Origin of the sequence: Janibacter anophelis NBRC 107843 (genome assembly GCF_001570945.1) — a bacterium.
GTDB classification, from domain to species: Bacteria; Actinomycetota; Actinomycetes; order Actinomycetales; family Dermatophilaceae; genus Janibacter; species Janibacter anophelis.
Genome location: NZ_BCSQ01000051.1, coordinates 1 through 22,846 on the forward strand (window position 1 = coordinate 1; position 22,846 = coordinate 22,846).

The 22,846-nt window shown below is 71.2% G+C and carries 25 protein-coding genes; 16 read left to right on the top strand and 9 right to left on the bottom strand.

All coding sequences use genetic code 11. From position 1 onward, the window contains the following. From JAN01S_RS17595 to JAN01S_RS12840, 5 genes are all read right to left on the bottom strand, one after another. Positions 1-1,138 (bottom strand): molybdopterin-dependent oxidoreductase (locus JAN01S_RS17595; RefSeq protein ID WP_370670785.1); only part of this gene is annotated, 1,138 nt, incomplete at its 3' end. 125 nt (positions 1,139-1,263) lie between these two features. Further along, entirely contained in the window at positions 1,264-2,802 is a 1,539-nt protein-coding gene (locus JAN01S_RS12825; RefSeq protein WP_068318908.1) for an SDR family NAD(P)-dependent oxidoreductase, read from the bottom strand. A gap of 58 nt (positions 2,803-2,860) precedes the next feature. Further along, positions 2,861-3,385, bottom strand: coding sequence for a ferritin (locus tag JAN01S_RS12830; RefSeq protein WP_068318911.1), 525 nt, complete (start codon positions 3,383-3,385; stop codon positions 2,861-2,863). Positions 3,386-3,481: 96 nt separating this feature from the next. Further along, complete coding sequence (locus JAN01S_RS12835; protein WP_068318949.1) at positions 3,482-3,664, bottom strand: hypothetical protein; 183 nt, start codon at positions 3,662-3,664, stop codon at positions 3,482-3,484. A 78-nt stretch (positions 3,665-3,742) separates the two neighbouring features. Then, on the bottom strand, positions 3,743-4,540 hold the full coding sequence (locus tag JAN01S_RS12840; protein WP_174522296.1) for a PIG-L deacetylase family protein: 798 nt from the start codon (positions 4,538-4,540) through the stop codon (positions 3,743-3,745). Positions 4,541-4,601: 61 nt separating this feature from the next. Between JAN01S_RS12840 and JAN01S_RS12845 the strand changes: the two genes are divergently transcribed. The 5 genes from JAN01S_RS12845 to JAN01S_RS12865 all read left to right on the top strand — a co-directional run bounded on the left by JAN01S_RS12845 (position 4,602) and on the right by JAN01S_RS12865 (position 9,495). Continuing rightward, complete coding sequence (locus tag JAN01S_RS12845; RefSeq protein WP_084360236.1) at positions 4,602-5,435, top strand: maleylpyruvate isomerase family mycothiol-dependent enzyme; 834 nt, start codon at positions 4,602-4,604, stop codon at positions 5,433-5,435. Between the two features lie 290 nt (positions 5,436-5,725). Continuing rightward, positions 5,726-6,703: a siderophore ABC transporter substrate-binding protein gene (locus tag JAN01S_RS12850; protein ID WP_068318916.1), complete on the top strand. Its 978-nt coding sequence runs from the start codon at positions 5,726-5,728 to the stop codon at positions 6,701-6,703. Further along, positions 6,700-7,683: an ABC transporter permease gene (locus JAN01S_RS12855; protein WP_068318918.1), complete on the top strand. Its 984-nt coding sequence runs from the start codon at positions 6,700-6,702 to the stop codon at positions 7,681-7,683. Before JAN01S_RS12850 ends, JAN01S_RS12855 begins: the two co-directional genes overlap by 4 nt. Further along, positions 7,676-8,743, top strand: a complete 1,068-nt coding sequence (locus tag JAN01S_RS12860; protein ID WP_174522294.1) for an iron chelate uptake ABC transporter family permease subunit — start codon at positions 7,676-7,678, stop codon at positions 8,741-8,743. Before JAN01S_RS12855 ends, JAN01S_RS12860 begins: the two co-directional genes overlap by 8 nt. Further along, positions 8,740-9,495, top strand: coding sequence for an iron ABC transporter ATP-binding protein (locus JAN01S_RS12865; protein ID WP_068318920.1), 756 nt, complete (start codon positions 8,740-8,742; stop codon positions 9,493-9,495). Before JAN01S_RS12860 ends, JAN01S_RS12865 begins: the two co-directional genes overlap by 4 nt. 156 nt (positions 9,496-9,651) lie before the next feature. Here JAN01S_RS12865 and JAN01S_RS12870 read toward each other — a convergent pair whose 3' ends face one another. After that, positions 9,652-10,815, bottom strand: coding sequence for a sterol desaturase family protein (locus JAN01S_RS12870; RefSeq protein WP_068318922.1), 1,164 nt, complete (start codon positions 10,813-10,815; stop codon positions 9,652-9,654). Between the two features lie 91 nt (positions 10,816-10,906). Between JAN01S_RS12870 and JAN01S_RS12875 the strand changes: the two genes are divergently transcribed. Continuing rightward, positions 10,907-11,506: a TetR/AcrR family transcriptional regulator gene (locus JAN01S_RS12875; RefSeq protein ID WP_068318924.1), complete on the top strand. Its 600-nt coding sequence runs from the start codon at positions 10,907-10,909 to the stop codon at positions 11,504-11,506. Positions 11,507-11,558: 52 nt separating this feature from the next. Here JAN01S_RS12875 and JAN01S_RS12880 read toward each other — a convergent pair whose 3' ends face one another. Beyond that, a complete protein-coding gene (locus JAN01S_RS12880; protein ID WP_068318926.1) occupies positions 11,559-12,842 on the bottom strand; it encodes a spinster family MFS transporter in 1,284 nt (427 codons plus the stop codon). Between the two features lie 153 nt (positions 12,843-12,995). Between JAN01S_RS12880 and JAN01S_RS12885 the strand changes: the two genes are divergently transcribed. From JAN01S_RS12885 to JAN01S_RS12900, 4 genes are all read left to right on the top strand, one after another. Beyond that, positions 12,996-13,391 (top strand): hypothetical protein, encoded by a 396-nt coding sequence (locus JAN01S_RS12885; RefSeq protein WP_068318928.1) that lies wholly within the window; start codon positions 12,996-12,998, stop codon positions 13,389-13,391. A gap of 45 nt (positions 13,392-13,436) precedes the next feature. Next, entirely contained in the window at positions 13,437-14,012 is a 576-nt protein-coding gene (locus tag JAN01S_RS12890) for an LOG family protein (RefSeq protein WP_068318930.1), read from the top strand. Positions 14,013-14,136: 124 nt separating this feature from the next. Further along, positions 14,137-15,540 carry a class II fumarate hydratase gene (gene fumC, locus JAN01S_RS12895; protein ID WP_068318933.1) on the top strand — a complete coding sequence of 468 codons (1,404 nt, stop codon included), beginning with the start codon at positions 14,137-14,139 and terminating at the stop codon, positions 15,538-15,540. 2 nt (positions 15,541-15,542) lie between these two features. After that, positions 15,543-15,791: a hypothetical protein gene (locus JAN01S_RS12900; RefSeq protein ID WP_068318935.1), complete on the top strand. Its 249-nt coding sequence runs from the start codon at positions 15,543-15,545 to the stop codon at positions 15,789-15,791. 64 nt (positions 15,792-15,855) lie between these two features. Here the strand turns inward: JAN01S_RS12900 and JAN01S_RS12905 are convergent, their stop codons facing one another. After that, positions 15,856-16,284, bottom strand: coding sequence for a tetratricopeptide repeat protein (locus JAN01S_RS12905; protein ID WP_174522295.1), 429 nt, complete (start codon positions 16,282-16,284; stop codon positions 15,856-15,858). 40 nt (positions 16,285-16,324) lie between these two features. Further along, positions 16,325-16,873 (bottom strand): nucleosidase, encoded by a 549-nt coding sequence (locus tag JAN01S_RS12910; RefSeq protein ID WP_068318953.1) that lies wholly within the window; start codon positions 16,871-16,873, stop codon positions 16,325-16,327. A gap of 50 nt (positions 16,874-16,923) precedes the next feature. Here JAN01S_RS12910 and JAN01S_RS12915 point away from each other — a divergent pair, with 50 nt between their 5' ends. From JAN01S_RS12915 to JAN01S_RS12940, 6 genes are all read left to right on the top strand, one after another. Further along, the gene (locus JAN01S_RS12915; RefSeq protein ID WP_068318940.1) at positions 16,924-18,426 is read left to right on the top strand and encodes an amidohydrolase; all 1,503 of its coding nucleotides are present in this window, start codon (positions 16,924-16,926) and stop codon (positions 18,424-18,426) included. A 153-nt stretch (positions 18,427-18,579) separates the two neighbouring features. Continuing rightward, positions 18,580-19,398: a DUF4397 domain-containing protein gene (locus tag JAN01S_RS12920; protein WP_068318942.1), complete on the top strand. Its 819-nt coding sequence runs from the start codon at positions 18,580-18,582 to the stop codon at positions 19,396-19,398. Positions 19,399-19,411: 13 nt separating this feature from the next. Next, positions 19,412-20,140 carry a class F sortase gene (locus JAN01S_RS12925; RefSeq protein WP_157075740.1) on the top strand — a complete coding sequence of 243 codons (729 nt, stop codon included), beginning with the start codon at positions 19,412-19,414 and terminating at the stop codon, positions 20,138-20,140. 21 nt (positions 20,141-20,161) lie between these two features. Then, on the top strand, positions 20,162-20,716 hold the full coding sequence (locus tag JAN01S_RS12930) for an RNA polymerase sigma factor (RefSeq protein ID WP_244884843.1): 555 nt from the start codon (positions 20,162-20,164) through the stop codon (positions 20,714-20,716). After that, on the top strand, positions 20,713-21,507 hold the full coding sequence (locus JAN01S_RS12935) for an anti-sigma factor (protein ID WP_068318946.1): 795 nt from the start codon (positions 20,713-20,715) through the stop codon (positions 21,505-21,507). The genes JAN01S_RS12930 and JAN01S_RS12935 overlap by 4 nt, the downstream gene beginning before the upstream one ends. 32 nt (positions 21,508-21,539) lie before the next feature. Further along, on the top strand, positions 21,540-22,846 hold a 1,307-nt coding region (locus JAN01S_RS12940), incomplete at its 3' end, for a DUF294 nucleotidyltransferase-like domain-containing protein (protein WP_068318948.1).

A 22,846-nucleotide genomic window follows, 5' to 3' on the forward strand; every position in this document is an offset into this window, starting at 1 on the left:
GGCTCGCGCCGTGCTCGTGCCCGCCGCTCGGGCCGCCGACCTCGTCGTCGGCGCTGGGTGCGTCATCGCCACCACCTGCGGAGGGTGCGGTGTCGCCCCCTTCGTCCGTGGGGTCCTCACGCTCGGCGTACCCCCACGAGGACATGTCGTAGGTGCCGGTCTCCGGGTCGTAGCCGGAGAAGACGCCGTCGAGGTCCTCGGTGTCGACGAAGTCCTCGCTGACGAGGGTCGCGGCGTTGGTGTAGGCGAGGACGTAGTCGTGGAAGTACAGGTCCTTGCTCAGCACGTGGTTGATGAGCGCGCCGAGGAGGACGACGTCGGTGCCCGCCCGGATCGCGGCGTGCGTGTCAGCGATCGCCGAGGTGCGGGTGAAGCGCGGGTCGATGTGGATGATCCGCGCGCCCCGGGCCTTGGCCTCGGAGACCCACTGGAACCCCACCGGGTGGCACTCGGCCATGTTGGAGCCCTGGATGATGACGCAGTCCGCGTTGGCCATGTCCTGCAGGTACTGCGTGGCGCCACCGCGGCCGAAGGAGGATCCCAGACTGGGAACCGTGGAGCTGTGTCAAATACGTGCTTGGTTCTCGATCTGTATCGCCCCGGACGCCGTGTACAGCTTCTTCATGAGGTAGTTCTCCTCGTTGTCGAGGGTGGCTCCCCCGAGCGAGGCGATGCCCATCGTGCGGCGCAGTCGACGACCGTGGTCATCGACCTCTTGCCACTTGTTGGCGCGGGCCTCCAGGTAGCGGTCGGCGACCATGTCGATCGCCTCGTCGAGCTCGATCCGCTGGAACTCCGCGGCACCCGGCGCCCGGTAGAGCACGTGGGTCTGGCGCGACGGTGAGTTGACCAGCTGTTCGCTCGCGGCGCCCTTGGGGCACAACCGTCCACGGCTCACCGGCGAGTCCGGGTCACCCTCGATCTGGACGACCTTGTCGTCCTTGACGAAGACGCGCTGGCCGCAGCCGACGGCGCAGTAGGGGCACACGCTCTGCACGACACGGTCGGCGGTCGTGGTGCGCGCCTCGACCTCACGGGTCCTGCGCGAGGTGACCGCGTGGCCACGTCCGAGGAAGTCTCCGGATGCGAGCTGGCGCAGCACGGGCCAGCCCAAGAAGGTCGAGTCCTTCGGTGCCATCGTCGCCGCTCCGTCCGTCGCAGATGTGACCTAGCCCACCGTAGCCCCTTTCGTGGTGCCGTGGGAGATCCGAACTGCGCTGCCGCCGAACGCTGGTCGAGGTCCGAGCTCGGGCCGGCAGAGACCTACCAGGCGTACGGCTCGAAGTTCTTCAGGAAGACCCCGTACAGGTCCTCACCGCGCTCGCCGCGGACGATCGGGTCGTATACCCGGGCGGCGCCGTCGACGAGGTCGAGCGGGGCGTGCCAGCCCTGCGCGGCGATCTCGAGCTTTTCGTGGTGGGGGCGCTCGTCGGTGATCCAGCCGGTGTCGACAGCGGTCATGAGGATGCGGTCGGTGTCGTACATCTCGCCGGCCGAGGTGCGCGTCAGCATGTTGAGCGCGGCCTTGGCCATGTTGGTGTGCGGGTGTCCCGCGCCCTTGTAGCGCCGGGAGAACTGCCCCTCCATCGCGGAGACGTTGACGACGTACGCACGGGCGCGGTCGGCGACGGCCTCCCGGCGCCGCTCCACCGCGGCCCGCATCGCCGGCCGCAGTCGGGAGACGAGGAGGAAGGGGGCGACGGAGTTGCACATCTGCACCTCGAGCAGCTCGAGGGGGTCGACCTCGTCGACGGTCTGCTTCCACGAGTTCGTCGTCACGACGTCGGGCAGCAGCCCGCCGGCGTCGACGGCCGTGCCCGCGAGGTGCGCCTCGAGCGAGGCGTGGCCGGCGGACAGGGCGAGCCGGGTGAGGTCGGCGGCGGACCGAGCGGCCACCTCACCGTCCTCGTGCGGCACGGGGTGCTGGTCGAGCGTGCCGATGAGCGCGGCAGGGTGCGCCTCGCTCACTCGGTCGAAGGTCGTGATCTGCGGCAGCGGCCCCTCGCTCGGCAGCGGCTGGGACTCGCCGTCGACGAGGTGGGAGTAGGCACCGGGGGAGCGGCGCACCGTTTGGCAGGCGTTATTGATGAGGATGTCGAGTGGCCCACCCGCGGCGACCTCGTCGGCGAGCGCGACGACCTGGGTCGGGTCGCGCAGGTCGATCCCCACGATGTGCAGGCGGTCGATCCACTCGGGCGAGTCCGCGAGCTCGGCGAAGCGCCGGGCCGCATCGCGCGGGAACCGCGTCGTGATCGTCAGGTCGGCGCCGTCGCGCAGCAGGCGCAGGGCGATGTACATCCCGATCTTCGCCCGACCGCCGGTGAGCAGTGCGCGGCGGCCGCGCAGGTCGGTGCCCTGGTCGCGGCGGGTGTGGCTCAGCGCCGCGCAGTCCGGGCAGAGCCAGTGGTAGAAGGCGTCGACGAGCGTGTAGTCGGCGTGGCAGATGTAGCAGCCCCGGGGGATCTGCAGCTCCCCGACGAAGCGGCTCTCGCTCGTCGCGGCGAGCGGGATCCCCTTCGTCTCGTCGTCGATGCGCAGCGGCGAGCCGGTCGCCGTCTGGTCGAGGATCGCCTGGTCGTGGGCGATCTTGGGGCCGCGCTCGGCCTGGCGGGCGGCGCGGCGGCGCGCCTTCTTCACCCGGTTGTACATCGAGCTCGTCGCTCGCTTGACCGCCGTGATGTCGTCGTGGCCCGGCGGCAGCTCGTGCAGCATCCCCAGGACGCGAAGGGTGGTGGCCAGGTCGTCGGGATCGACGCCGGCGACGTCGGTGGCCTCGGAGCCGTCGTGTGGGGAGTCGTTCACGGGCTCCGAGGATACGTGGCCGAGGTGCGCCACCGACGAGGCCTAGTCGAACGCGCGACTACTCGCCTGCCTGCTTGGGAGCGGTCGTGTCGGGGCCGGCGGCGGCGAGGTCGCGCTCGACGTAGGCCTCGATGGCGTTGAGGTCGTCCTCGCTGCGGCGGACAACGGCGAGCAGGTCCTGCATCGTCGCGACCTCCTCGACCTGCTCCTTGATGAACCACTGCATGAACTGCTCGGCGGCGAAGTCGTTCTCCTCGCGCGCCGTACGGGTCAGGCCGTGGATCTGCTCGGTGACCCTCTTCTCTTGCGCCACGGCGAGCTCGACCGGGGCGATGATCCCGTCGAAGTCGTTGACCGGCTCGGCCACCGACGGGATGCGCACGGGCTGGTCGGTGTCGAGCAGGTACTGGACCATCATCTTCGCGTGGCCGCTCTCCTCGCGCGCCTGGCGGTAGAAGAATCCCGCGAGCTGAGGCAGGGTCAGCGACTCGTAGTGGGCCGCGACCGCGAGGTACTGCTGGTGCGCGGCGAACTCCTCACCGATCTGGGTGGTCAGCTGGGCAGCGAAGGACGAGGTGCTCATGGCGTCAACGCTAGACCCGTGTCTGGAACGGTTCCAGTGAGGCGAGGCAGCCCTTCGAGGCTCGGCCGCGGACGGCCTCGCGCCTCAGGGCAGGTCCTACGCGGCCTTGCGCAGCTTCTGCTTCGTCTCGAGGGTGACGAGCTTGCGCTTGTGGACGGCGTACCCGTCGGGCAGGCGGCCCTCCTTGAGCAGCCGGATCGGGCAGGAGCTGCAGCGCTTCTTGCTGACGCAGCACTTCTCCTTGACCTTGACCTTGCCGATCTTGACCTTCTTGCCCATGGCGCGACGGTAGGGCATCGCGGTGAGGCCTGCCTACCCTGCGTTCGCCCGTCGGGAACCGCGGTTCCCCCCTTCGACTCAGACGAAGGGGAGACCGCTCACCATCCCCTCGGGCCGGCCGGGCTCCGCGTAGTACTCGACGCCGAAGGCCTGCGCGTACATGTCGGTGGGCATGGCGAGCATCTGCTGCACGTCCTCCTGCGAGGCGTGGCAGGCCAGGGCCGCGCGCTTGCGGTCGATGACGGAGGTGACGTCGACGGCGTGGTGGATCTCGCTCTGCGGCAGGCCCATCGGGTTGCCGTCGTCCATCGGGTCGTCGGCGCCGAAGCCGGGGTCGATGCCCATCTCCCGCGCCGCGGCGAGCTGGTCGCGCAGGCGGTCCCGGTTCATCGTGCCCTCCAGCACCCGGGGGCGTCGGGCCGCGAGCTCGGCGGCGCGGTGGGCGACGTGGTGCACCTTGACGTGGTCGGGGTGGCCGTAGCCGCCGTGCCAGTCGTAGCCGACGAGGACGTCCGCGTCCTCCTCGTCGAGGATGCGGGCCAGCCGGCCGGCGGCCTCGTCGAGGTCGGCGGAGTGGAAGGAGGTCTCGTGACCGTTCTGCTCCCACCCGGTCATGCCGGAGTCGGCGTACCCGAGCCAGGCCACGCGGGCGGTGCCCGTCACCCGGGCCGACGCCTCGGCCTCGCTCCGACGATGGTCGGCTAGGGTCCCCCCTTCGCCCAGGTCGTCGGGGACGGTGCCGTGCTCGCCGTGGGTCGCGTAGACGACGACCACCCGGTGACCGGCGTCGGAGGTGAGGATCATCGAGCCGGCGGTCCCGCTGGCCTCGTCGTCGGGATGGGCGTGGAAGAAGACGGTCGTCGTCACGCCCTCCATCGTGCCCCGGCCCACCGACAATCGCCTTGCCGGCCGGGGCGAAGGGGGGAAGAGTCGCCCCATGAGAGCCGACGTGACCGAGCACTGGCTGGCGCCCGAGGTCTACCTCGAGGCGATCGCGCGGGAGACGGCGCGCTTGCGCGAGTGCCTCGAGGTCGCCGACCCCGGTGCGCGCGTACCGACCTGCCCGCAGTGGAGCGGTGACGACCTGCTGTGGCACCTGGGCGGTGACGTGCAGCACTTCTGGGCGTGGGTCATAGCGCACCGCCCCGAGGCGCCCGAGGCGTACGTCGAGCCGACCCGGCCGCACTCCCGCGACGAGCTGCTCGCCGTGCTCGACCAGGCCCACGAGGACCTCCTGCTGCGCCTGCGCAATGCCGACCCGGCCGAGGCGGCGTGGTCGTGGGCGAGCGACCCGCGGCTGCACACCGTTGGGTTCACGCTGCGTCGGCAGGCCCATGAGGCGCTGATCCACCGCGTCGACGCCGAGCTGACTGTCGGGGCGCCGACCCCGCTCGATCCGCAGCTGGCCGCCGATGGCGTCGCCGAGTGCCTGGAGGTGATGTACGGCGGGGTGCCGTCGTGGGGTCACTTCGCCGACGACGGGACGCGGGTGCTCGTGCACGCCACCGACGTGGGGCGCCGCGTGCTCGTGGCGATGGGCCGGTTCACCGGGCACGACCCGGGCAAGCAGGTCGACGTCGACGAGGACGACGTGCACGTGCTCGACGTCGCGGCCCACGGGCACGTGGGGGCCGACGCGAGCGTCCGGGCGAGCGCGCAGGACCTCGACCTGTGGCTCTGGCACCGCGGCCCCGCCCACCTCGTCGAGACCGACGGCGACGAGCAGGTGCTCGACCGGCTCGCGGCGGTGTTGCGGCAGTCGATCGACTGACCCCCTAGACGCGCATCTCCCCGGGCGGATGCGCGCGGGGGCGCGCATTTCCCCGGGGAAATGCAAAGGCTTGATGTCGAGAGGTTGCATTCGCCCGGGCGGATGCGCGTTCGGTCGGGCGGGACGAAGGGGGCTGGCGAGGACGTAGGGGGCTGGCGAGGGCGAAGGGTGGAGCGTGCGTTCCGCAGAGTGGGACCCCCTTGCGGCACCAGAGTTTGGTGAGGCTAGCCTCAGTCTCAACCCCTCGTTGTGGCCGTCCGGGCCGCACGCCACCGGAAGGACCCCCCTTCGTGCTGACGCGAACCCGCTCCCTCGCCCTCGTCGGTGGCTTGGCCATCGCCCTGTCCGCCTGTGGTGGTGACTCCAGCGCCGACTCGGCCGGAGCCTCCGGCGCGACCATCGAGGTGGAGGACAACAACGGCACCCAGCAGGTCCCCGGGAACCCCACCTCCGTCGTCGCCACCGACAACCGGACCTTCGAGACGCTCTCCGACTGGGACGTCAAGCTCTCCGCCGGCGCGGTCACGCTCATGCCCTCGACGATCGACTACACCAAGGACGAGTCGATCGTCGACCTCGGCAGCCACCGCGAGCCCAACCTCGAGGCCATCGTCGCCGTCAAGCCCGACCTGGTGATCAACGGCCAGCGCTACACCGACCACGAGGCCAAGCTCAAGGAGCTGGCGCCCGACGCCGCCTTCCTCAACCTCGACCCGCGCGAGGGCGAGCCGATCGACGCCGAGCTCAAGCGCGCGACCGACGTCCTCGGCGAGGTCTTCGGCAAGCAGGACGAGGCCGCGAAGCTCGGCGAGGAGCTCGACGCCGAGATCGCCCGGGTCAAGGAGGCCTACGAGCCCGGCGACACCGTCATGGCGATCAACACCTCCGGCGGCGAGATCGGCTACATCGCCCCGACCGTGGGCCGCACCCTCGGACCGGTCTTCGACCTCTTCGGGCTCGAGCCGGCGCTCGAGGTCGAGGGCGCCAGCGACGGCGACAAGGGTGACGAGGTCTCCGTCGAGGCCATCGCGAAGTCCGACCCCGACTGGATCCTCGTCATGGACCGCGACGCCGCCATCGCCGCCGAGGAGGAGGGCTACACGCCCGCCAAGCAGCTGCTCGAGGGCTCCGAGGCGCTCGAGAAGGTGACCGCGGTCGAGAAGGGCCAGGTCGTCTACATGCCCGCCGACACCTACACCAACGAGGGCATCCAGACGTACACCGAGTTCTTCGGCGACTTCGCCGACGCTCTCGAGGACAAGAGCTGACGACCACGACCGCTGAGCGCGTCGCTTCCAAGGGGCGCCTCCTCGACGCGAAGCTCGCCCTCGGCATCCTCGCCGTGGGCGGGCTCCTCGTCGTGTCGCTGCTCACCGGGGTGTACGACATCTTCGACGGCGACCGGGGCGGCGAGATGTTCGCCATCACCCGCATCCCGCGGACCGTCGCGCTCGTCCTCGCCGGCGCCGCGATGGCGATGTCGGGCCTGGTCATGCAGCTGCTGACGCAGAACCGCTTCGTCGAGCCGACGACGACCGGCACGACCGAGTGGGCGGGCCTGGGCCTGCTCGCCGTGATGATCCTCTTCCCCGGGGCCAGCCTCCTCGAGCGGATGATCGGGGCGATCATCGCGGCCTTCATCGGCACGATGGTCTTCTTCCTCTTCCTGCGAAGGGTGACCCTCCGGTCCTCGCTCATCGTCCCGATCGTGGGGATCATGCTCGGCGCCGTCGTCGGGTCCGTCTCGACCTTCATCGCGCTGCAGACCGACATGCTGCAGAACCTCGGGATCTGGTTCGCCGGCAGCTTCACCTCGGTCCTGCGCGGCCAGTACGAGGTGCTGTGGATCGTCGCCCTCGTCGCGATCGCGATCTTCGTCGTCGCGGACCGCTTCACCGTCGCCGGCCTCGGCGAGGAGATCTCGACGAATGTCGGGCTCAACTACAACCAGGTCGTCCTCATCGGCACGGTCCTCGTCGCCGTCGCGACCGGGGTCGTCACCGTCGTCGTCGGCAACCTGCCCTTCCTCGGGCTCATCGTCCCCAACGTCGTCTCGATGTGGCGCGGCGACGACCTGCGCAGCAACCTGCCGTGGGTCTGCCTGCTCGGCATCGCCATCGTCACCGTCTGCGACCTCGTCGGGCGCACGATCATCGCCCCCTTCGAGGTGCCCGTCTCGCTCATCCTCGGCATCGTCGGCGCGGTCGTCTTCGTCGGCCTCCTCCTGAGGCAGCGTCGCCGTGGCTGAGGCGCCCGTGCAGTCGCGGACCACCCCGCCGATCGAGTCCCCCGTGGTGACCACCGTGGGACGCGAGTCGGGCCCCCTTCCCTCTCCTGCGGCGCGCCGGCGCTACCGGATCACCCTCGGCGTCCTCGTCGCGCTCGCCGTGGGCTTCGGCTTCGCCCACCTCGCCTGGGACAACCCGATGCCGGTGGGCACCGAGGGCTTCTGGTTGATCGCCGAGCTGCGTGCCACCTCGCTCATCGCGATGGCCGTCGTCGCGGTGTGCCAGGCGATCGCGACGGTGAGCTTCCAGACGGTGACGACCAACCGGATCATCACGCCGTCGATCATGGGCTTCGAGGCGCTCTACGTCGCGGTGCAGACGGCGGCCGTGTACTTCCTCGGCGTCGCCGGGCTCGGGCTGCTCACCGGGGTCCCGCAGTTCGTCCTGCAGGTCGCGGTCATGGTCGGGCTCTCGCTCGCGCTCTACGGCTGGCTGCTGTCCGGGCGCTACGCCAACGTGCAGGTCATGCTGCTCATCGGCATCGTCATCGGCGGTGGGCTCGCCTCGGTCTCCTCCTTCATGCGGCGGATGCTCACACCGAGCGAGTTCGACGTGCTCACCGCGCGGATGTTCGGGTCGATGGCCAATGCCGACCCGCAGTACTTCCCGGTCGCGATCCCGCTGTGCATCGGCGCGGCCGGCCTGCTGTGGTGGCGCTCGCAGCGGCTCAACGTCGTCGCCCTCGGACGCGACGCCGCGAGCAACCTCGGGCTCGACCACCGCCGTGAGCTGATGACGACGCTCTTCCTCGTCTCGATCCTCATGGCCGTCTCGACCGCGCTCGTCGGGCCGATGACCTTCCTCGGGTTCCTCGTCGCGACGCTCGCGTACCAGTTCGCCGACACCTACGACCACCGACGGATCTTCCCCGTGGCGGTGCTCACCGGCTTCGTCGTGCTCGCCGGCGCCTACGTCGTCATGAAGCACGTCTTCTACGCCGAGGGCGTGGTCTCGATCATCATCGAGCTCGTCGGGGGCTCGGTCTTCCTCCTCGTCATCCTCCGCAAGGGGCGCCTGTGATCACCCTGACCGATGTCCGCAAGACCTACGGCAGCGAGGTGACGATCGGCCCGGTCGACCTCGAGATCCCCGCGGGTGGCGTCACCGCGCTCGTCGGGCCCAACGGCGCCGGCAAGTCGACGCTGCTGACGATGATCGGTCGCCTCCTCGACCTCGACGAGGGGACCATCGAGGTCGCCGGCTTCGACGTGTCGAGCACGAAGTCCAAGGACCTGGCCAAGATCATCTCGATCCTGCGCCAGGAGAACCACTTCATCACGCGACTGACCGTGCGCCAGCTCGTCGGCTTCGGGCGCTTCCCGCACTCGCAGGGGCGGCTGACCGTCGAGGACGAGGAGGTCATCTCCCGCTCCATCGACTTCCTCGACCTGACCCACCTCGAGGGCCGCTACCTCGACCAGCTCTCCGGCGGGCAGCGCCAGCGCGCCTACGTCGCGATGGTCCTGTGCCAGGACACCGACTACGTGCTGCTCGACGAGCCGCTCAACAACCTCGACATGCAGCACTCGGTGCACATGATGCAGATGCTGCGCCGGGCCGCGAGCGAGCTCGGTCGCACGGTCATCGTCGTCCTGCACGACATCAACTTCGCCGGGCACTACTCCGACCGGATCTGCGCGGTCAAGGACGGGCGGGTCGTCGAGTTCGGCGCGCCCGAGGAGATCATGACCGGCGAGGTGCTCACGCGGGTCTTCGACACCGAGGTGCAGGTGATCGAGGGGCCCAACGGGCCGCTCGCCGTGTACTACTGAGCCGCGACGCGCTCGGCGGCCGTCGGCCCGGCTCGTGACTCGCGGGTACGACGTGCACTACGGATGTAGCTGCGCTGGAGAACCCCGGAATTCCGGGGTTGTCACCCCGGTGCTCGCGACGACATGACGTCGTACCCGCGAGTCACAACGGATGACTCAGCCCGCGACCGGCTCCGACACCGGCTCGAGGGCCGCAGGGGCCAGCTCATCGCGCCGCTCGTAGGCCCAGCCCGGCCCGCGCAGCAGGAACCCGAAGCGGTCCGACCACGTCGGGGCCGTCGCGATGTCCGCGGCGATGTCGCGCCACTCGTGGGTGGCGATCGCGCCGAGGTTGAACGTGTCGATGTTGCGGGTCAGCCCGTAGCGCACGCGTTCGACCTCCGGCTCGAAGGTGCCGAAGAGCTTGTCCCACACGATGAGGATCGAGCCGTGGTTGATGTCGAGGTACTGCCGCTGGCTGCCGTGGTGGGCGCGGTGGTGGCTCGGGGTGTTGAGCACCTTTTCCAACCAACCGATCGAGCGGACCGCCTCGGTGTGGATCCAGAACTGGTAGATGAGGTTGATCGCACGCGCGTCCTCGATGTAGCGCGGCGGCACGCCGAGCAGGGCGAGCAGGCCGTAGGGCACGGCCATGGTGACGCCCTCGGCGACCGGCTGGCGCAGCGCGGTCGAGAGGTTGTAGCGCTCGCTGCTGTGGTGGACGACGTGCACCGCCCACAGCCAGCGGGACTCGTGCGCCAGGCGGTGGTTCCAGTAGTAGATGAAGTCCCAGGCGGCGATACCGAGCAGGTAGCTCGCAGCACCCGTCCGCAGTCCGAAGGGGGCAAACCGCGCCAGTCGCGTGGCCGAGGTCTGCGCGGTCCAGACGGTCGCGGCGGCGACGGCGGTCGAGGCGACCGCGGCGACGGCGGAGCCTGCGGTCAGCAGGCCGAGGGCGTCCACCCGCGAGCGCACGGTGACGGGTGCCGGCTCGTCGGAGGGCAGGGTGCCGGCCAACGGGAGCGTCCCGCCGTTGGTGCGCCGGCGGCGCAGCACGTCGCCGATGGTCGTGGCCGCGCCCGCGGCGGCGCCGACGGCGAGGAGGGCAGCGCCCCCCTTCGCACTGCCGGGGGTGAGGCGACGCAGCAGCGGACCCGTGACGAAGGGGGCGACGAGGCTGCCGATACCCATGCTCAGGCTGGCGATGGTGTCGTTGAGCTCGTAGTCGCCCGCGCGGTCCTCGCCGGGCGCGGCGGGGTGCCGACGCTGCCACCACAACTCCGCTCCCATCGCCCCGATGAAGGCCGGGATCGCGAGGACGGTGAGGTCGGGTCGCTGCATGTCGAGGCTCCTTCGCCGCGTCAGGGGATGAACTGACCATAGAGTCAGTTCTGGCCGGTGACAAGATGTCCCGGACCACGGAGGAGGTCGGGTGAGCACGATCGGGACGAAGGGCGTCGCCCGCGCCGAGCGCAGGCAGCAGCTCCTCGGCCACGCCGTCGAGGAGCTGGGACGGCACGGCTACGCCGGCGTCGCCATGGCCGACGTCGCCGAGCGGGCCGGGGTGTCCAAGGCGATGGTGCACAACGTCTTCGGCTCGAAGGCCGACCTCGCGTTCGCCTGCCTCGAGGAGGTCGGCCCGTCGCTCATCGACTCGATCGCCGCCGCGCAGACGGCGGACGACCCTGGGCAGCGCGCGCAGGAGACCTTCACCGCGATCTTCGGCGCGATGGCGCAGCACCGGCACGCCTGGGCGCTCATCAAGGACGACACCCTGCCCGAGGGTTCGCCCGCGGCCGTGCTGGCGGCCGGCTATCGGGAGCAGCTGCACACGATGGGCACCGTCGGCACGCGCGACGTGCTCGAGGCGGCCGGCCTCGCGGACCCCCTCGACCACGACCTGCTCGACCACATCTGGGAGTCGATCGTCGAGGCGGCGGTGGCCTGGTGGCAGGACCACGAGGATCACTCCGCGCAGGAGATGGCCGCGCGGCTCACCCGCCTGCTGGCCGTGGTCACGCTGCGGGGGTGACCGGGCCTGGTCCCTGCCCTTCGAGACGCTCGGCCGCGGGCGGCCTCGCTCCTCAGGAACCGGGGGCGAAGGTCGTCATCGCCTCGCGGTCGGCGGGGAGTGCGCGACTGGCCCGCCAGGAGCCGAGGACGGCGATGACCAGGCCGATCGGCACGATGGCGAGCAGGGCCCGGTGCAGCCCGACGGCTTCGGCACTCAGCCCGCCGACCGGGGTGGCGAGGGCGTCCGACAGGGCCCCGACGAGGATCGGTCCGATCGTCGCGCCGACGAGGTTGAAGGACGCGAAGTACACCGCGATCGCGGTCGCCCGCATGGTCGGCGGGGTGACGTCGGCGATCGCGGGCGACGCTGCGGCAGAGAGGAACTGGGTGCCCGTCCACCCGATGGCGAAGAGCACGACGAAGAGCGCCGCGCTGCCCGAGCCCAGGAGCAGGGCCGCGACGGTGAGCGGGATGGCGGCGGCGAAGCCGATCGCCGGGACGACGAGGCGACCGGAGGGGTGCCGGTCCGCGGCGCGGTCGGCGAGGCGCCCGCCGACGAGGAGGCCGACGATGCCCGCGAGACCCAGGATCGCGCCGGCCCCGATCGAAGCCGTGCCGATCGACAGTCCGAAGTAGCGCTGCAGCAGCGGGACGATGAAGGTCGCGACGCCGTAGGTCGGGATCTGCAGCCCGATGCCGGCGACCATCAGCCAGATGATCGTGCGGATCCGCAGCACCGCGCGGTACGGATGGGTCTGCTCGTCGGCGGTGTGCAGCTCGACGGTGTCGGAGGCACCGCGGGGAGGTTCCTTGACGAAGAGCATGGCGACCGCGAGCAGGAGTCCGGGCACCGCCGCGATGACGAAGGGGGCCCGCCAGGTCCCGGTCGACTCGACGATCACACCGACGGTGAGGAAGGCGAGGAGGAGCCCGATGGGGATGCCGAGCGAGACGATGCTGATGGCGCGGCTGCGCCGCTTCGGCTCGTAGGCGTCGATGAGCAGCGCGTTGGACGCCGGTCCGTAGCTCGCCTCGCCGATCCCGACGCCGAGACGGAAGAGGAAGAGGAAGAGGAAGCCCTGGACGAAGCCGCTCGCGCCCGTGAACAGGCTCCACACGACCAGCCCGCCAGCCATGACGTAGCGGCGCGGGACCCGGTCGGCCAGGCGTCCGAGGAGCACCCCGGCGATCGCGTAGACGACGGTGAAGGACCCACCGAGCACCCCGATGAGGGTGTCGCTCAACCCGAACTCGTCCTTGAGCGGCTCGACGATGACTGCCGGGATCGTCCGGTCGTAGAAGTTGACGATGTTGGCCAGGGTCAGCGTGACGAGCAGGTACCAGCGCCGTTGCATGTCGCACAGACAACCACGTCCCCGGGGCTTCGAGGCTTCGGCCGCGCACGGCCTACGCACCTCAGCCCACGCTGGTCGAGGTGTGAGCGCCCCCGGGCGCGAGCCTCGAGACCCGTATCGTCGACCCATGACCTCTCGCACTCGCGCGCGGCGATGAAGGCCCGTCGCCCCCTTCGTGTGGAGGCCACCGGGCCCGCGGACGTCGACGAGGTGTGGCTGCGCTACACCACCCCCGGGCTCTGGTCCGGGTGGGCGCCGCAGATCAGGGGAGTGGACCATCCGCCGGGGCGGATCCGGGCCGGCGGCGAGGGGACGGTGCGCGGACCGCTCGGGCTGGGCGTCCCCTTCGTCGTGGAGGCGGTGGACGAGGTGGCGAGGCGCTGGGCGTGGCGCCCGAGGATCGGGCCGGTCGCGGTGCGCATGCGGCACGGGGTCGACGCGCGCCCGGAGGGCAGCAGCGCGTGGGTCGAGATCGCGGCGCCGCGACTGCTGGCGCTCCCGTACGCCCCGATCGCGTCCCTCGCGCTGCGACGACTCGTCGCCCGGTGAGTCGAAGTGCCCGGCGCCGCTGGGCGCACGCATAGGGTCGAAGCCGTGATCGAGCGACTGACGGTCTTTTGCGGATCGACCCCCGGCCACGACCCGAAGTGGGTCGAGCTGGCCCACTCCGTCGGGCGCGACCTCGCCCGACGCGGGATCGGGGTCGTCTACGGCGCGGGCGGTGGCGGCCTCATGGGCGCCCTCGCCCAAGGCGCGTTGGACGAAGGGGGTGAGGTCGTCGGCGTCATCCCCACCTTCATGATCGAGCGGGAGTGGGGCCGTGACGACCTCACCGAGGTCCACGTCGTCGAGACGATGCACGAGCGCAAGGCGCTCATGGCCGACCTGACGAGCGCCTTCCTCGCGCTGCCGGGCGGGATGGGCACGCTCGAGGAGATCTTCGAGGTCTGGACGTGGCGGCAGATCGGGCTGCTCGACAAGCCGGTCGGCTTCCTCGACGCCGGAGGCTTCTGGACGCCGCTGCTGGACTCCCTTCGCGGTCTCGGGGAGGCGGGGTTCATGTCGCGGGCGAGCCTCGACGACATCGTCGTCGCACCCGACCTCGACGCCGCGCTCGCCGGGCTGGAGGCGCGGGGCGTCGGGACCCGGCTGCTGACGGACCTCACCTGAGGACGACCTGTGCATTGCCCTACGGCAATGCAGAGTCTTGATGTCGAGAGATGGCAGTGCCGTCGGGCAGTGCGCGGTCGGGCAGGTGGCAGGGCGAAGGGCGGTGCCGAGTAGCGTTGTCCCCATGACTCAGACGCGTGCGGAGAAGGACAGCATGGGCACCATCGAGGTGCCCGCGGACAAGTACTGGGGCGCGCAGACGCAGCGCTCGCTCGGCAACTTCGACATCGGTCGCGACACCTTCGTGTGGGGTCGCTCCATGATCCGCGCGCTCGGCGTGCTCAAGAAGTCGACCGCCCTGGCCAATGCGGAGCTCGGCGAGCTGCCGCAGGACGTCGCCGACCTGATCACGCAGGCGGCGGACGAGGTGATCAAGGGGGACCTCGACGAGCACTTCCCGCTGGTGGTCTTCCAGACCGGCTCGGGCACGCAGTCCAACATGAACTCCAACGAGGTCATCTCCAACCGCGGCATCGAGATCGCCGGCGGCGAGATGGGCTCCAAGGCGCCGGTCCACCCCAACGACCACGTCAACCGTGGTCAGTCGAGCAATGACACCTTCCCCACGGCGATGCACATCGCGATCGTCCTGGACCTCAACGAGCGCCTCTACCCGGCCGTCACGCAGCTGCGCGAAACCCTCGCCGCCAAGGCCACGGAGTACGCCGACGTCGTCATGGTCGGCCGCACGCACCTGCAGGACGCCACCCCGGTGACGCTCGGCCAGGTCATCGACGGCTGGGTCGCGCAGATCGACTTCGCCCTCGACGCGGTCAAGCACGCCGACGAGCGCGCCCGCGAGCTGGCCATCGGCGGCACCGCGGTGGGCACCGGCCTCAACGCCCACCCCGAGTTCGGCACGCTCTGCGCGGCCAAGATCTCTGCCGAGACCGGCCACGAGTTCGTCCAGGCCCCCAACCTCTTCGCCGCCCTCTCCGCGCACGACGCGCTCGTCGAGGTGAGCGGGTCACTGCGCACCCTCGCCGGCGCGCTGATGAAGATCGCCAACGACGTGCGCTGGTACGCCTCCGGCCCGCGCAACGGCATCGGCGAGCTGGCCATCCCGGAGAACGAGCCGGGCTCCTCGATCATGCCGGGCAAGGTCAACCCGACCCAGGCCGAGGCGATGACGATGGTCGCCACGCGCGTCTTCGGCAACGACGCGACGGTCGGGTTCGCCGGCAGCCAGGGCAACTTCCAGCTCAACGTCTACAAGCCGGTCATGGCCCACGCGGTGCTCGAGTCGATCCGTCTGATCGCCGACTCGTGCGTCTCCTTCGACACCAACTGCGCGGTCGGCATCGAGCCGGTCACCGAGGTCATCGAGGGCAACCTCGAGCGCAACCTCATGGTGGTCACGGCGCTCAACCGGCACATCGGCTACGACAAGGCGGCGGCGATCGCCAAGAAGGCGCACAAGGAGGGCACGAGCCTGCGGGAGGCGGCCGTGGCCTCCGGGGACATCAGTGGTGAGGACTTCGACGCCTGGGTCGTCCCGGCGGACATGACGCACCCGAGCGCCGGCTGACCATGACCGAGCAGGGAGAGCGCAGGGAGCCGGTCGTCACCGGCCTGGCGGCCGTCGACCCGTTGCCGTGGATGCTCGTTGGCTTCGTGGGCGCAGTCGTCTGCGGCGTCGGGTCGCTCGCGATGGAGGGACAGGCATCCACGTGGTTGGGCGTCGGCGCCTGCCTGTCGGTCCTGCTCTTCGTCTACGGCCTGGTCGTGGTCGCCGCCAAGGTGGACGCGATCTTCGACATGTTGCGCGACCGCAGCTGACAACCACCCAGCGCGAAGGGGAGGAGAGACGCGTCGTCTCTCCTCCCCTTCGTCGTCGGCAGGGTCAGAAGCCCTCGTCCGCCACGTCGGTGCCCGGGCCGGAGGGCGGCGTGTAGTCACCGAGCAGCTCGGCGAGGCGAAGGGGGCCACGCGCCTCGTCGTGGCGCCCGGCCCGCTGGAGGGTGCGGCCGAGGAGCAGGTGGGCGTAGGGGTCGTCCGGCGCCTCGTGGAGCACCTCGCGGCAGGCCGACTCGGCGCGGGCGAACTGCGCGGAGTGGAAGTACGCGCGAGCCAGCAGCAGGTGCGCCTCGGCGGTGCCGTGGCCGACCGGGTCGTCGGCGTAGGTGTCGCTGCTGTGCTCGGTGCGGGCCGCGGCCAGATCGGTGAAGAAGTCCTCGAGCTCGCGCGCCGCGTCGGTGTAGCGGGCGTCGTCGAAGGCCGCCTTCGCGCGCTCGTACCGCTCGAAGCCGTAGAGGGTGTCGTTGCGCGTCATCATGTGGTCGTCAACCCCGCCGGGTCGAGAACCATTCCCATCACCCGGCGAAGTCGGCCAGCCACCCCGCGAGCTCGCGCGCACACCCGTCGACGGCCGCCGACCAGTCGTGCGCGGTCTCGTCGGCGTTGTCGCTGACGATCTTGACCAGGTGCACCGGCACCCCGAGCTCCTGGCAGGCGAGGGCGATCGCGTAGCCCTCCATGTCGACGAGGTGCGCCTCCTCGGCGAGCCGGTCGCGCACGGCCGGCTCGGTGACGAAGAGGTCCCCGCTCGCCAGCACCGTCCCGTGCCCACCCTCGAGGGTGAGGCGCTCGCGCGGGTCGATCCCGAGCCGGCGGATCGGCTCGGCGGAGAGGTCGTGGTTGAGGACCGTGCCGATCTCGTGCAGGCCAGTCACCTCGGGGCGCAGCGCGCCCGCGGTGCCGATGTTGACGACGACGAGGTCCTCGCGGTGCGGGTGCTCGCAGATCGCGCGGGTGACCTGGACGGCGGCGAGCGACTTGCCGACGCCGGTGATGAGGACCTCGACGTCGTCGGGGACGTGGGCGGCCTCGGCCGCGATGGCGGCGACGACGAGCAGGTGCATGGCCACCGACAGTAGTCGCCGAGGGAGGTGGCGGACGTAGGCTGCCGAGCATGTCCCCCTTCGCCCCCCACGCGCTGCTCACCGGCGCCCGGCTGCGACCCGGCGACGACCCCGTCGACATCCGCCTCCGCGACGGTCTCGTCGCCGAGATCGGGCGGGGACTGACCCCCTTCGACGCGGAGCTCCACGACGCCGGCGGAGCGCTGGCGATCCCGGGGCTGTGGGATGCCCACGTGCACTTCGGCCAGTGGGCCGCGATGGCGCGAAGGGTGGACGTCGCCGACACCGAGAGCCCGGACGAGGTCGTCGCCCGGGTCGCGCGACACCTCGCCGCGGAGCGGCCCGCGCCGGGCACGGTCGTGCAGGGCTTCGGCTGGCGGGTCGCGGGCTGGGACCGGCTGCCGAGCACCGCCGAGCTCGACGCGGTCGTGGGGGAGCGTCCCGTCATCCTCATCAGCGGCGACTGCCACGCCGGCTGGCTGAGCAGCGCCGCCTTCCGCGCGCTCGGTCTGCCGGTGCACGAGGGGCACCTCGACGAGGACGAGTGGTTCCCGATCTACCAGCGGATGGCGGACCTGCCGGAGGACCCGGCCGTCGTGCGCGCCAGCCTGGACCAGGCGATGCGAAGGGCGGCGGCCGCGGGAGTCGTCGGCGTCACCGACCTGGAGTTCGAGACCGGGCGACTGGAGTGGCCGCGACGGACCGCGGCCGGGCTCGACCTGCTGCGGGTGCGCACCAGCACCTACCCGGAGGGGCTCGAGGGCGCGATCGCGGCGGGCGTGCGCACCGGCGACGTGCTCGACGGGACCGGCCTGGTGACGATGGGCCCGCTCAAGGTCATCACCGACGGCTCGCTCAACACGCGCACGGCATGGTGCTGCGAGCCCTTCGTCACCGACGACGACCTGGGCGACCCGCGCGGCAAGCGCAATGTCGACCCCGAGGAGCTCACCGCACTGCTCGCCCGGGCGCACGCCCACGGCCTCGAGGGAGCGGTCCACGCCATCGGTGACGCCGCCCTCCTCGACGCGCTGGACGCCTACGAGGCGAGCGGCGCCCGCGGCACCATCGAGCACGCGCAGCTCGTGCGGATGGAGGCGCTGCAGCGCTTCGCCGACCTGGGGCTGGTCGCGAGCGTCCAACCCGCGCACCTGCTCGACGACCGTGACTCGACCGAGGCCCTGTGGCCCGACCGGCTGGAGCGGTGCTTCGCCCTGCGGTCGATGACGCAGGCGGGGATCCCCCTTCGACTGGGGTCGGATGCGCCGGTCTCCCCGCTCGACCCGTGGCTGGCGATGTCGGCCGCCGTCCACCGCAGCGCCGACGAGCGCGAGCCGTGGGCCCCGGAGCAGGCGCTCACCCCCCGCGAGGCCCTGGACGCCTCGACCGACGGCGTCACCGAGATCGCCGTCGGCGGACCGGCTGACATCGTGCTCGTCGACGAGGACCCTTGTCCCGCAGGGCTGTCCGGCACCACGGAGCAGGCGGCGCGGCTGCGGCAGACGCGGGTGCTCGCGACCTTCGTCGGTGGGCGGATGACGCACTCGGCCTGACCAGCCTCCTCCTGGCGACTCACAGGTTCGCCGCGCACACGTCCAGCGGGTCACGAAAAAAAGTTGTGCCGAGGTGCATCCCTGCGACGGGTGGTGGCCGAAGTAGGGGCAGGACGTCAGGAGGCGTCCGTCCCACACACCAGGAGCAACGCCATGCGACTCACCCGCCCCATCGCCATCGCCGCCCTGTCGACGGGATTCGTCACCGTCCTGAGCGCCCCGTCCTTCGCCGCCGAGGGTGACGCCACGGTCAGCATCCTCCACGGGGTGCCGGAGGCCACGGTCGATGTGTACGCCAACGGCGACGTCCTCCTCGAGGACTTCGAGCCGGGGACGATCACCGACCCGATGCCCCTGCCCGCCGGGGAGTACGACCTCAAGGTCACCGCGGCCGGTGCCGGAGCCGACGGCGACGCCGTCATCGAGGCACAGGACGTCGCGGTCGAGGCCGGCACCAACATCACCGTCGCGGCCCACCTGGACGCCGACGGCAACCCGGTCCTCACCCCCTTCGCCAACGACGTGTCCGCCACCGAGCCGGGCCAGGCGCGGCTGACGGTGCGTCACACGGCGGCGGCTCCGGCCGTGGACGTCCGCGCCAACGGCGAGGTGGCCTTCGCCGACGTGACGAACCCGAAGGAGGGCAAGACCGACCTCGCCGCCGGCACGATCTCGGCGGACGTCGTCCTCGCCGGCACCGACGACGTCGCCATCGGGCCCGCCGACGTCACCCTCAAGGAGGGCACCAACACCATCGTCTACGCGTGGGGCTCGGCCGAGGACGACAACCTCGACCTCGCGGTCCAGGAGATCTCCGGCCTGCACAGCTCCCCGGGTGGGGTGCCGAGCGGTACCGGCGGCCAGGCCGACACCGGCTCGTACGCCGCCATGGGTGCTGCCGGTGCCGCCGCCGTGCTCGCCGGAGGTGCCGTGCTGCTCATGACCCGTCGCGTGTCCCCGGTGCGCGACTGACGTGAGGCGGCGCATGGATCTCGACAGGAAGAGGCTGGCGATGGTTGCCATCGCCGCGGTGCTCGCCGGAGGCGGCGGATTCGTCGTCACCGACGGCCTCACCTCCCCGTCGAGATTGACCGACCCTGCCGACACCCGGGAGGCGCTCGCGCCCTCGGGGTCGGCAGGGTCGGGCCCGTCGCAGCCGTCGTGGTCGAGCCCGACGCGCCAGGCGTCGACGCCGGCCTCTGCGTCGGGGGCGTCCTCGTCCGGTCCGCGGACGAGGTCGGCAGCGCTCGGGCAGCCCACGTCCGAGGCGACACCGCCCTCGCGTCTGGAGATCCCGTCCCTGGGAGCGGAGCTGCCCGTGGTCCCGGTCGGTGTGGACGGCGGTCGACTCATGGTGATCCCCGAGGACCCCGGGACGGCTGGCTGGTACCGCTTCGGCCCGGCGCCGGGGTCGGCCTCGGGAGCCAGCGTCATCTCGGCGCACACGGACACGGCGGGTCAGGTCGGTCCGTTGTCCCGCTTGGACGAGGTGCAACGAGGTGATCGGGTGACGGTCACCGTCGGTGACGACCTGGTGACCTACGAGATCCGGCGCGTGGACCACCACGCGAAGGACGCGCTCGACGTCGACGCGCTCTTCGACCGCACCGGCCCTGCCCGCCTGCACATCGTCACCTGTGGCGGTGACTACGACCCACGGACTCGCAGCTACGAGGACAATGTCGTCGCGGTCGCATCGCGGGTCGATGGTTGAGGCCGACCTATAGTGACTCGCGTGACCGGTGATCCCGTGCAGGCGGCCATGGGTGAGGACCTGATGCGCCGACTGGTCGACGGGGACGAGTCAGCCCTCGCCGAGGCCTACCAACGGTTCGGCGCGCTGGTGCACACCATCGCCCAGCGGTCGGTCGGAGAGCACCACGAGGCCGAGGACATCACTCAGCAGGTCTTCGTGGCGTTGTGGAAGGGCCGCGCCTCCCTCGATCCGGGCAACGGCTCGTTGGGTGGCTGGTTGGCCACAGTGACCCGGAGACGGTGCGCCGACCTGCACGCCGCCCGCGCTCGTCGCTCGCGTGACGAGCGGGCCTTCGCCCAGGAGGAGGGTCCATCGGTCACGGCAGCCCAGGACGTGGTGGAGCAGGTGTACCTCGCTGACGCCCTGCAGGCCCTCGGGGACCCACGGGCCACGATCATCCGCATGGCGGTGATCGAGGACCGACGCCACGAGGACATCGCCCAGACGCTCCAGCTGCCGCTCGGCACCGTCAAGAGCCATGTCAGGAGAGGTTTGACCCACCTGCGCAAGCACCTCGAGGAGGTGAACCGATGACCCGTCTCGTGCCCGTCCCCGATGACCACCTCTCGGAGGACCGTCTGATCGACCTCGCGCTGGGCGAGTCCGCGTCGCCACAGGAGAGCCAGCACGTCGACGACTGCGACCAGTGCCGTCAAGGCCTGGAGTCATACGTGCACACCGTCGCGGTGACCCGTGAGGCGGCGACCACCACGCTCACCCCACCCCCGTCCACGACGTGGTCGCGGATCCGGGCGGAGATCGATGACGCCGGAGAGGTCGACCCGGCATCGTCCGAGGGCGCGGCTGCGGACTCCCAGGGGATCCAGTCCCCAACCGGGCGTGGTGACGGTCGAGCCGCTCGCGGGTACGGCCGCACCGGGCGTCGACCTGCCGTGACATGGCTGGCCGCGGCGTGCATCGCCGGCCTGCTCGTCGGGGTGGGTGGCAGCCAGCTGGCCGACCGTCTGGGTGAACCGGATCAGCGCACGATCGCTTCGGCCGAGCTGGACACCCTCGACACCGGCGAGTCGCGGGGCGTCGCCACGGTCGAGCAGCGCGAGGGCAGGGTCTCGCTGGAGGTCTCCGCCGCGGAGGTCACGGTCCCTGATGGCTACGCCGAGGTCTGGTTGATCAACCGTGACGGCAAGCGGATGGTCTCGGTAGGCGTCCTCGACGGCTCGCAGGCTGCGGAGTCCTTCCCCATCACCCAGGACCTGCTGGACCAGGGCTACGTGGTCGTCGACATCTCGCACGAGGCCTACGACGACCAGCCAGAGCACTCTGGTGACAGCCTGGTGCGCGGATCCCTGACCGACCAGGCCTGACCGCGGGCCGTACGGGCCTGCCACCATGGGGCATGGCCGAGACCGAGCTGACGGAGGTCGTCGACTTCCTGGCGCTGCACGCCCCCTTCGACGCGCTGCCCGACCGGGTCCGGCGTGACCTGGCCGGCCGGCTGACGGTCCGCTACCACCGGCGCGGCAGCCACCTGATGACGGTCGGCCGGGACAACGACGAGCTCATGGTCATCCGGTCCGGTGCCATCGAGACGCATGACGCGGAGGGCCGGCTCGTCTTCCGCGGCGCGGAGGGCTCGGCCTGTGGCTCGACGACCCTCGTGGGCCGCAACCCGTCCCGCTTCGACGTCGTCGCCATCGAGGACACGCTCGCCCTGCACCTGCCCGCCGAGGTCTTCCACGAACTGCGGCGGGAGCACGAGGTCTTCGCCGAGCACTTCGAAGGGGAACGCACCGGGCTCCTGCGCGCGGCCGCCACGGCCGTCGCGACGAGCCGGCACGGCGAGCCGATCCTGCGCACGTCAGCGCGCGACCTGGCGCACCGGGCGCCGGTCACCGTGGGCGCGGACGCGGAGATCGCGCAGGCCGCGCGGACCATGACCGACGAAGGGGTCTCCAGCCTGCTGGTCGTCGAGGGCGAGCGACTCGTGGGCATCCTCACTGACCGCGACCTGCGCCGTCGGGTCCTCGCCGCCGGCGTCGACCCCAGGCAGCCCGTGAGCGACGTGATGACGAGTGACCCGGTCGTGGCGCCGGCCGACGCCTCGGCGCTCGAGCTGCTGCTCACGATGACCGAGGCCAATGTGCACCACCTGCCGGTGGTCGAGGGCGGCGCACCGGTGGGCGTGGTGACGACGACGGACCTCATGCGCCTCGAGCGGGTGAGCGCCGTGCACATCGTCGGCGACGTCGCGAAACAGACCGATGTCGCCGGCGTGGTCGACTTCGCCGCCCGGACACCGAGGCTCGTGCAGCAGCTGCTCGAGCAGGACGTGAGCGCCGACGACATCACCCGGGTCGTCACGTCGGTCGGCGACGCGGTCGAGCGCCGGCTCATCGCCCTCGCCCACGAGGACCTCGCGGCCCGCGGGATGGGGCCGGCGCCCCGGATGTGCTGGATGGTCCTCGGGTCACGGGCCCGCCACGAGCAGGCGCTCGGCAGCGACCAGGACCACGCGGTGATCATCGCCGACGACGCGCCGGAGGGCGCCGAGGACTACGTCGCGGCCCTCGCCGAGCAGGTCGTCGCCGGGCTGGAGGCTGCTGGGCACCCCCGCTGCCCCGGGGACGTCATGGCGACCAATCCGCGCTGGCACCAACGGCTCTCGGGGTGGCGCGCCGAGTTCGCCCAGTGGCTCGACGAGCC

What these genes read in the sequence shown, in the direction of transcription:
- JAN01S_RS12915 (WP_068318940.1), top strand. Translation starts at nt 16,924, where the DNA reads ATGTCCCCCTTCGCCCCCCACGCGCTGCTCACCGGCGCCCGGCTGCGA.
- JAN01S_RS12885 (WP_068318928.1), top strand. Translation starts at nt 12,996, where the DNA reads ATGAAGGCCCGTCGCCCCCTTCGTGTGGAGGCCACCGGGCCCGCGGAC.
- JAN01S_RS12900 (WP_068318935.1), top strand. Translation starts at nt 15,543, where the DNA reads ATGACCGAGCAGGGAGAGCGCAGGGAGCCGGTCGTCACCGGCCTGGCG.
- JAN01S_RS12910 (WP_068318953.1), bottom strand. Translation starts at nt 16,873, where the DNA reads ATGCACCTGCTCGTCGTCGCCGCCATCGCGGCCGAGGCCGCCCACGTC.
- JAN01S_RS12905 (WP_174522295.1), bottom strand. Translation starts at nt 16,284, where the DNA reads ATGACGCGCAACGACACCCTCTACGGCTTCGAGCGGTACGAGCGCGCG.
- JAN01S_RS12870 (WP_068318922.1), bottom strand. Translation starts at nt 10,815, where the DNA reads ATGCAGCGACCCGACCTCACCGTCCTCGCGATCCCGGCCTTCATCGGG.
- JAN01S_RS12880 (WP_068318926.1), bottom strand. Translation starts at nt 12,842, where the DNA reads ATGCAACGGCGCTGGTACCTGCTCGTCACGCTGACCCTGGCCAACATC.
- JAN01S_RS12925 (WP_157075740.1), top strand. Translation starts at nt 19,412, where the DNA reads ATGGATCTCGACAGGAAGAGGCTGGCGATGGTTGCCATCGCCGCGGTG.
- JAN01S_RS12845 (WP_084360236.1), top strand. Translation starts at nt 4,602, where the DNA reads ATGAGAGCCGACGTGACCGAGCACTGGCTGGCGCCCGAGGTCTACCTC.
- JAN01S_RS12935 (WP_068318946.1), top strand. Translation starts at nt 20,713, where the DNA reads ATGACCCGTCTCGTGCCCGTCCCCGATGACCACCTCTCGGAGGACCGT.
- JAN01S_RS12835 (WP_068318949.1), bottom strand. Translation starts at nt 3,664, where the DNA reads ATGGGCAAGAAGGTCAAGATCGGCAAGGTCAAGGTCAAGGAGAAGTGC.
- JAN01S_RS12840 (WP_174522296.1), bottom strand. Translation starts at nt 4,540, where the DNA reads ATGGAGGGCGTGACGACGACCGTCTTCTTCCACGCCCATCCCGACGAC.
- fumC (WP_068318933.1), top strand. Translation starts at nt 14,137, where the DNA reads ATGACTCAGACGCGTGCGGAGAAGGACAGCATGGGCACCATCGAGGTG.
- JAN01S_RS12920 (WP_068318942.1), top strand. Translation starts at nt 18,580, where the DNA reads ATGCGACTCACCCGCCCCATCGCCATCGCCGCCCTGTCGACGGGATTC.
- JAN01S_RS12830 (WP_068318911.1), bottom strand. Translation starts at nt 3,385, where the DNA reads ATGAGCACCTCGTCCTTCGCTGCCCAGCTGACCACCCAGATCGGTGAG.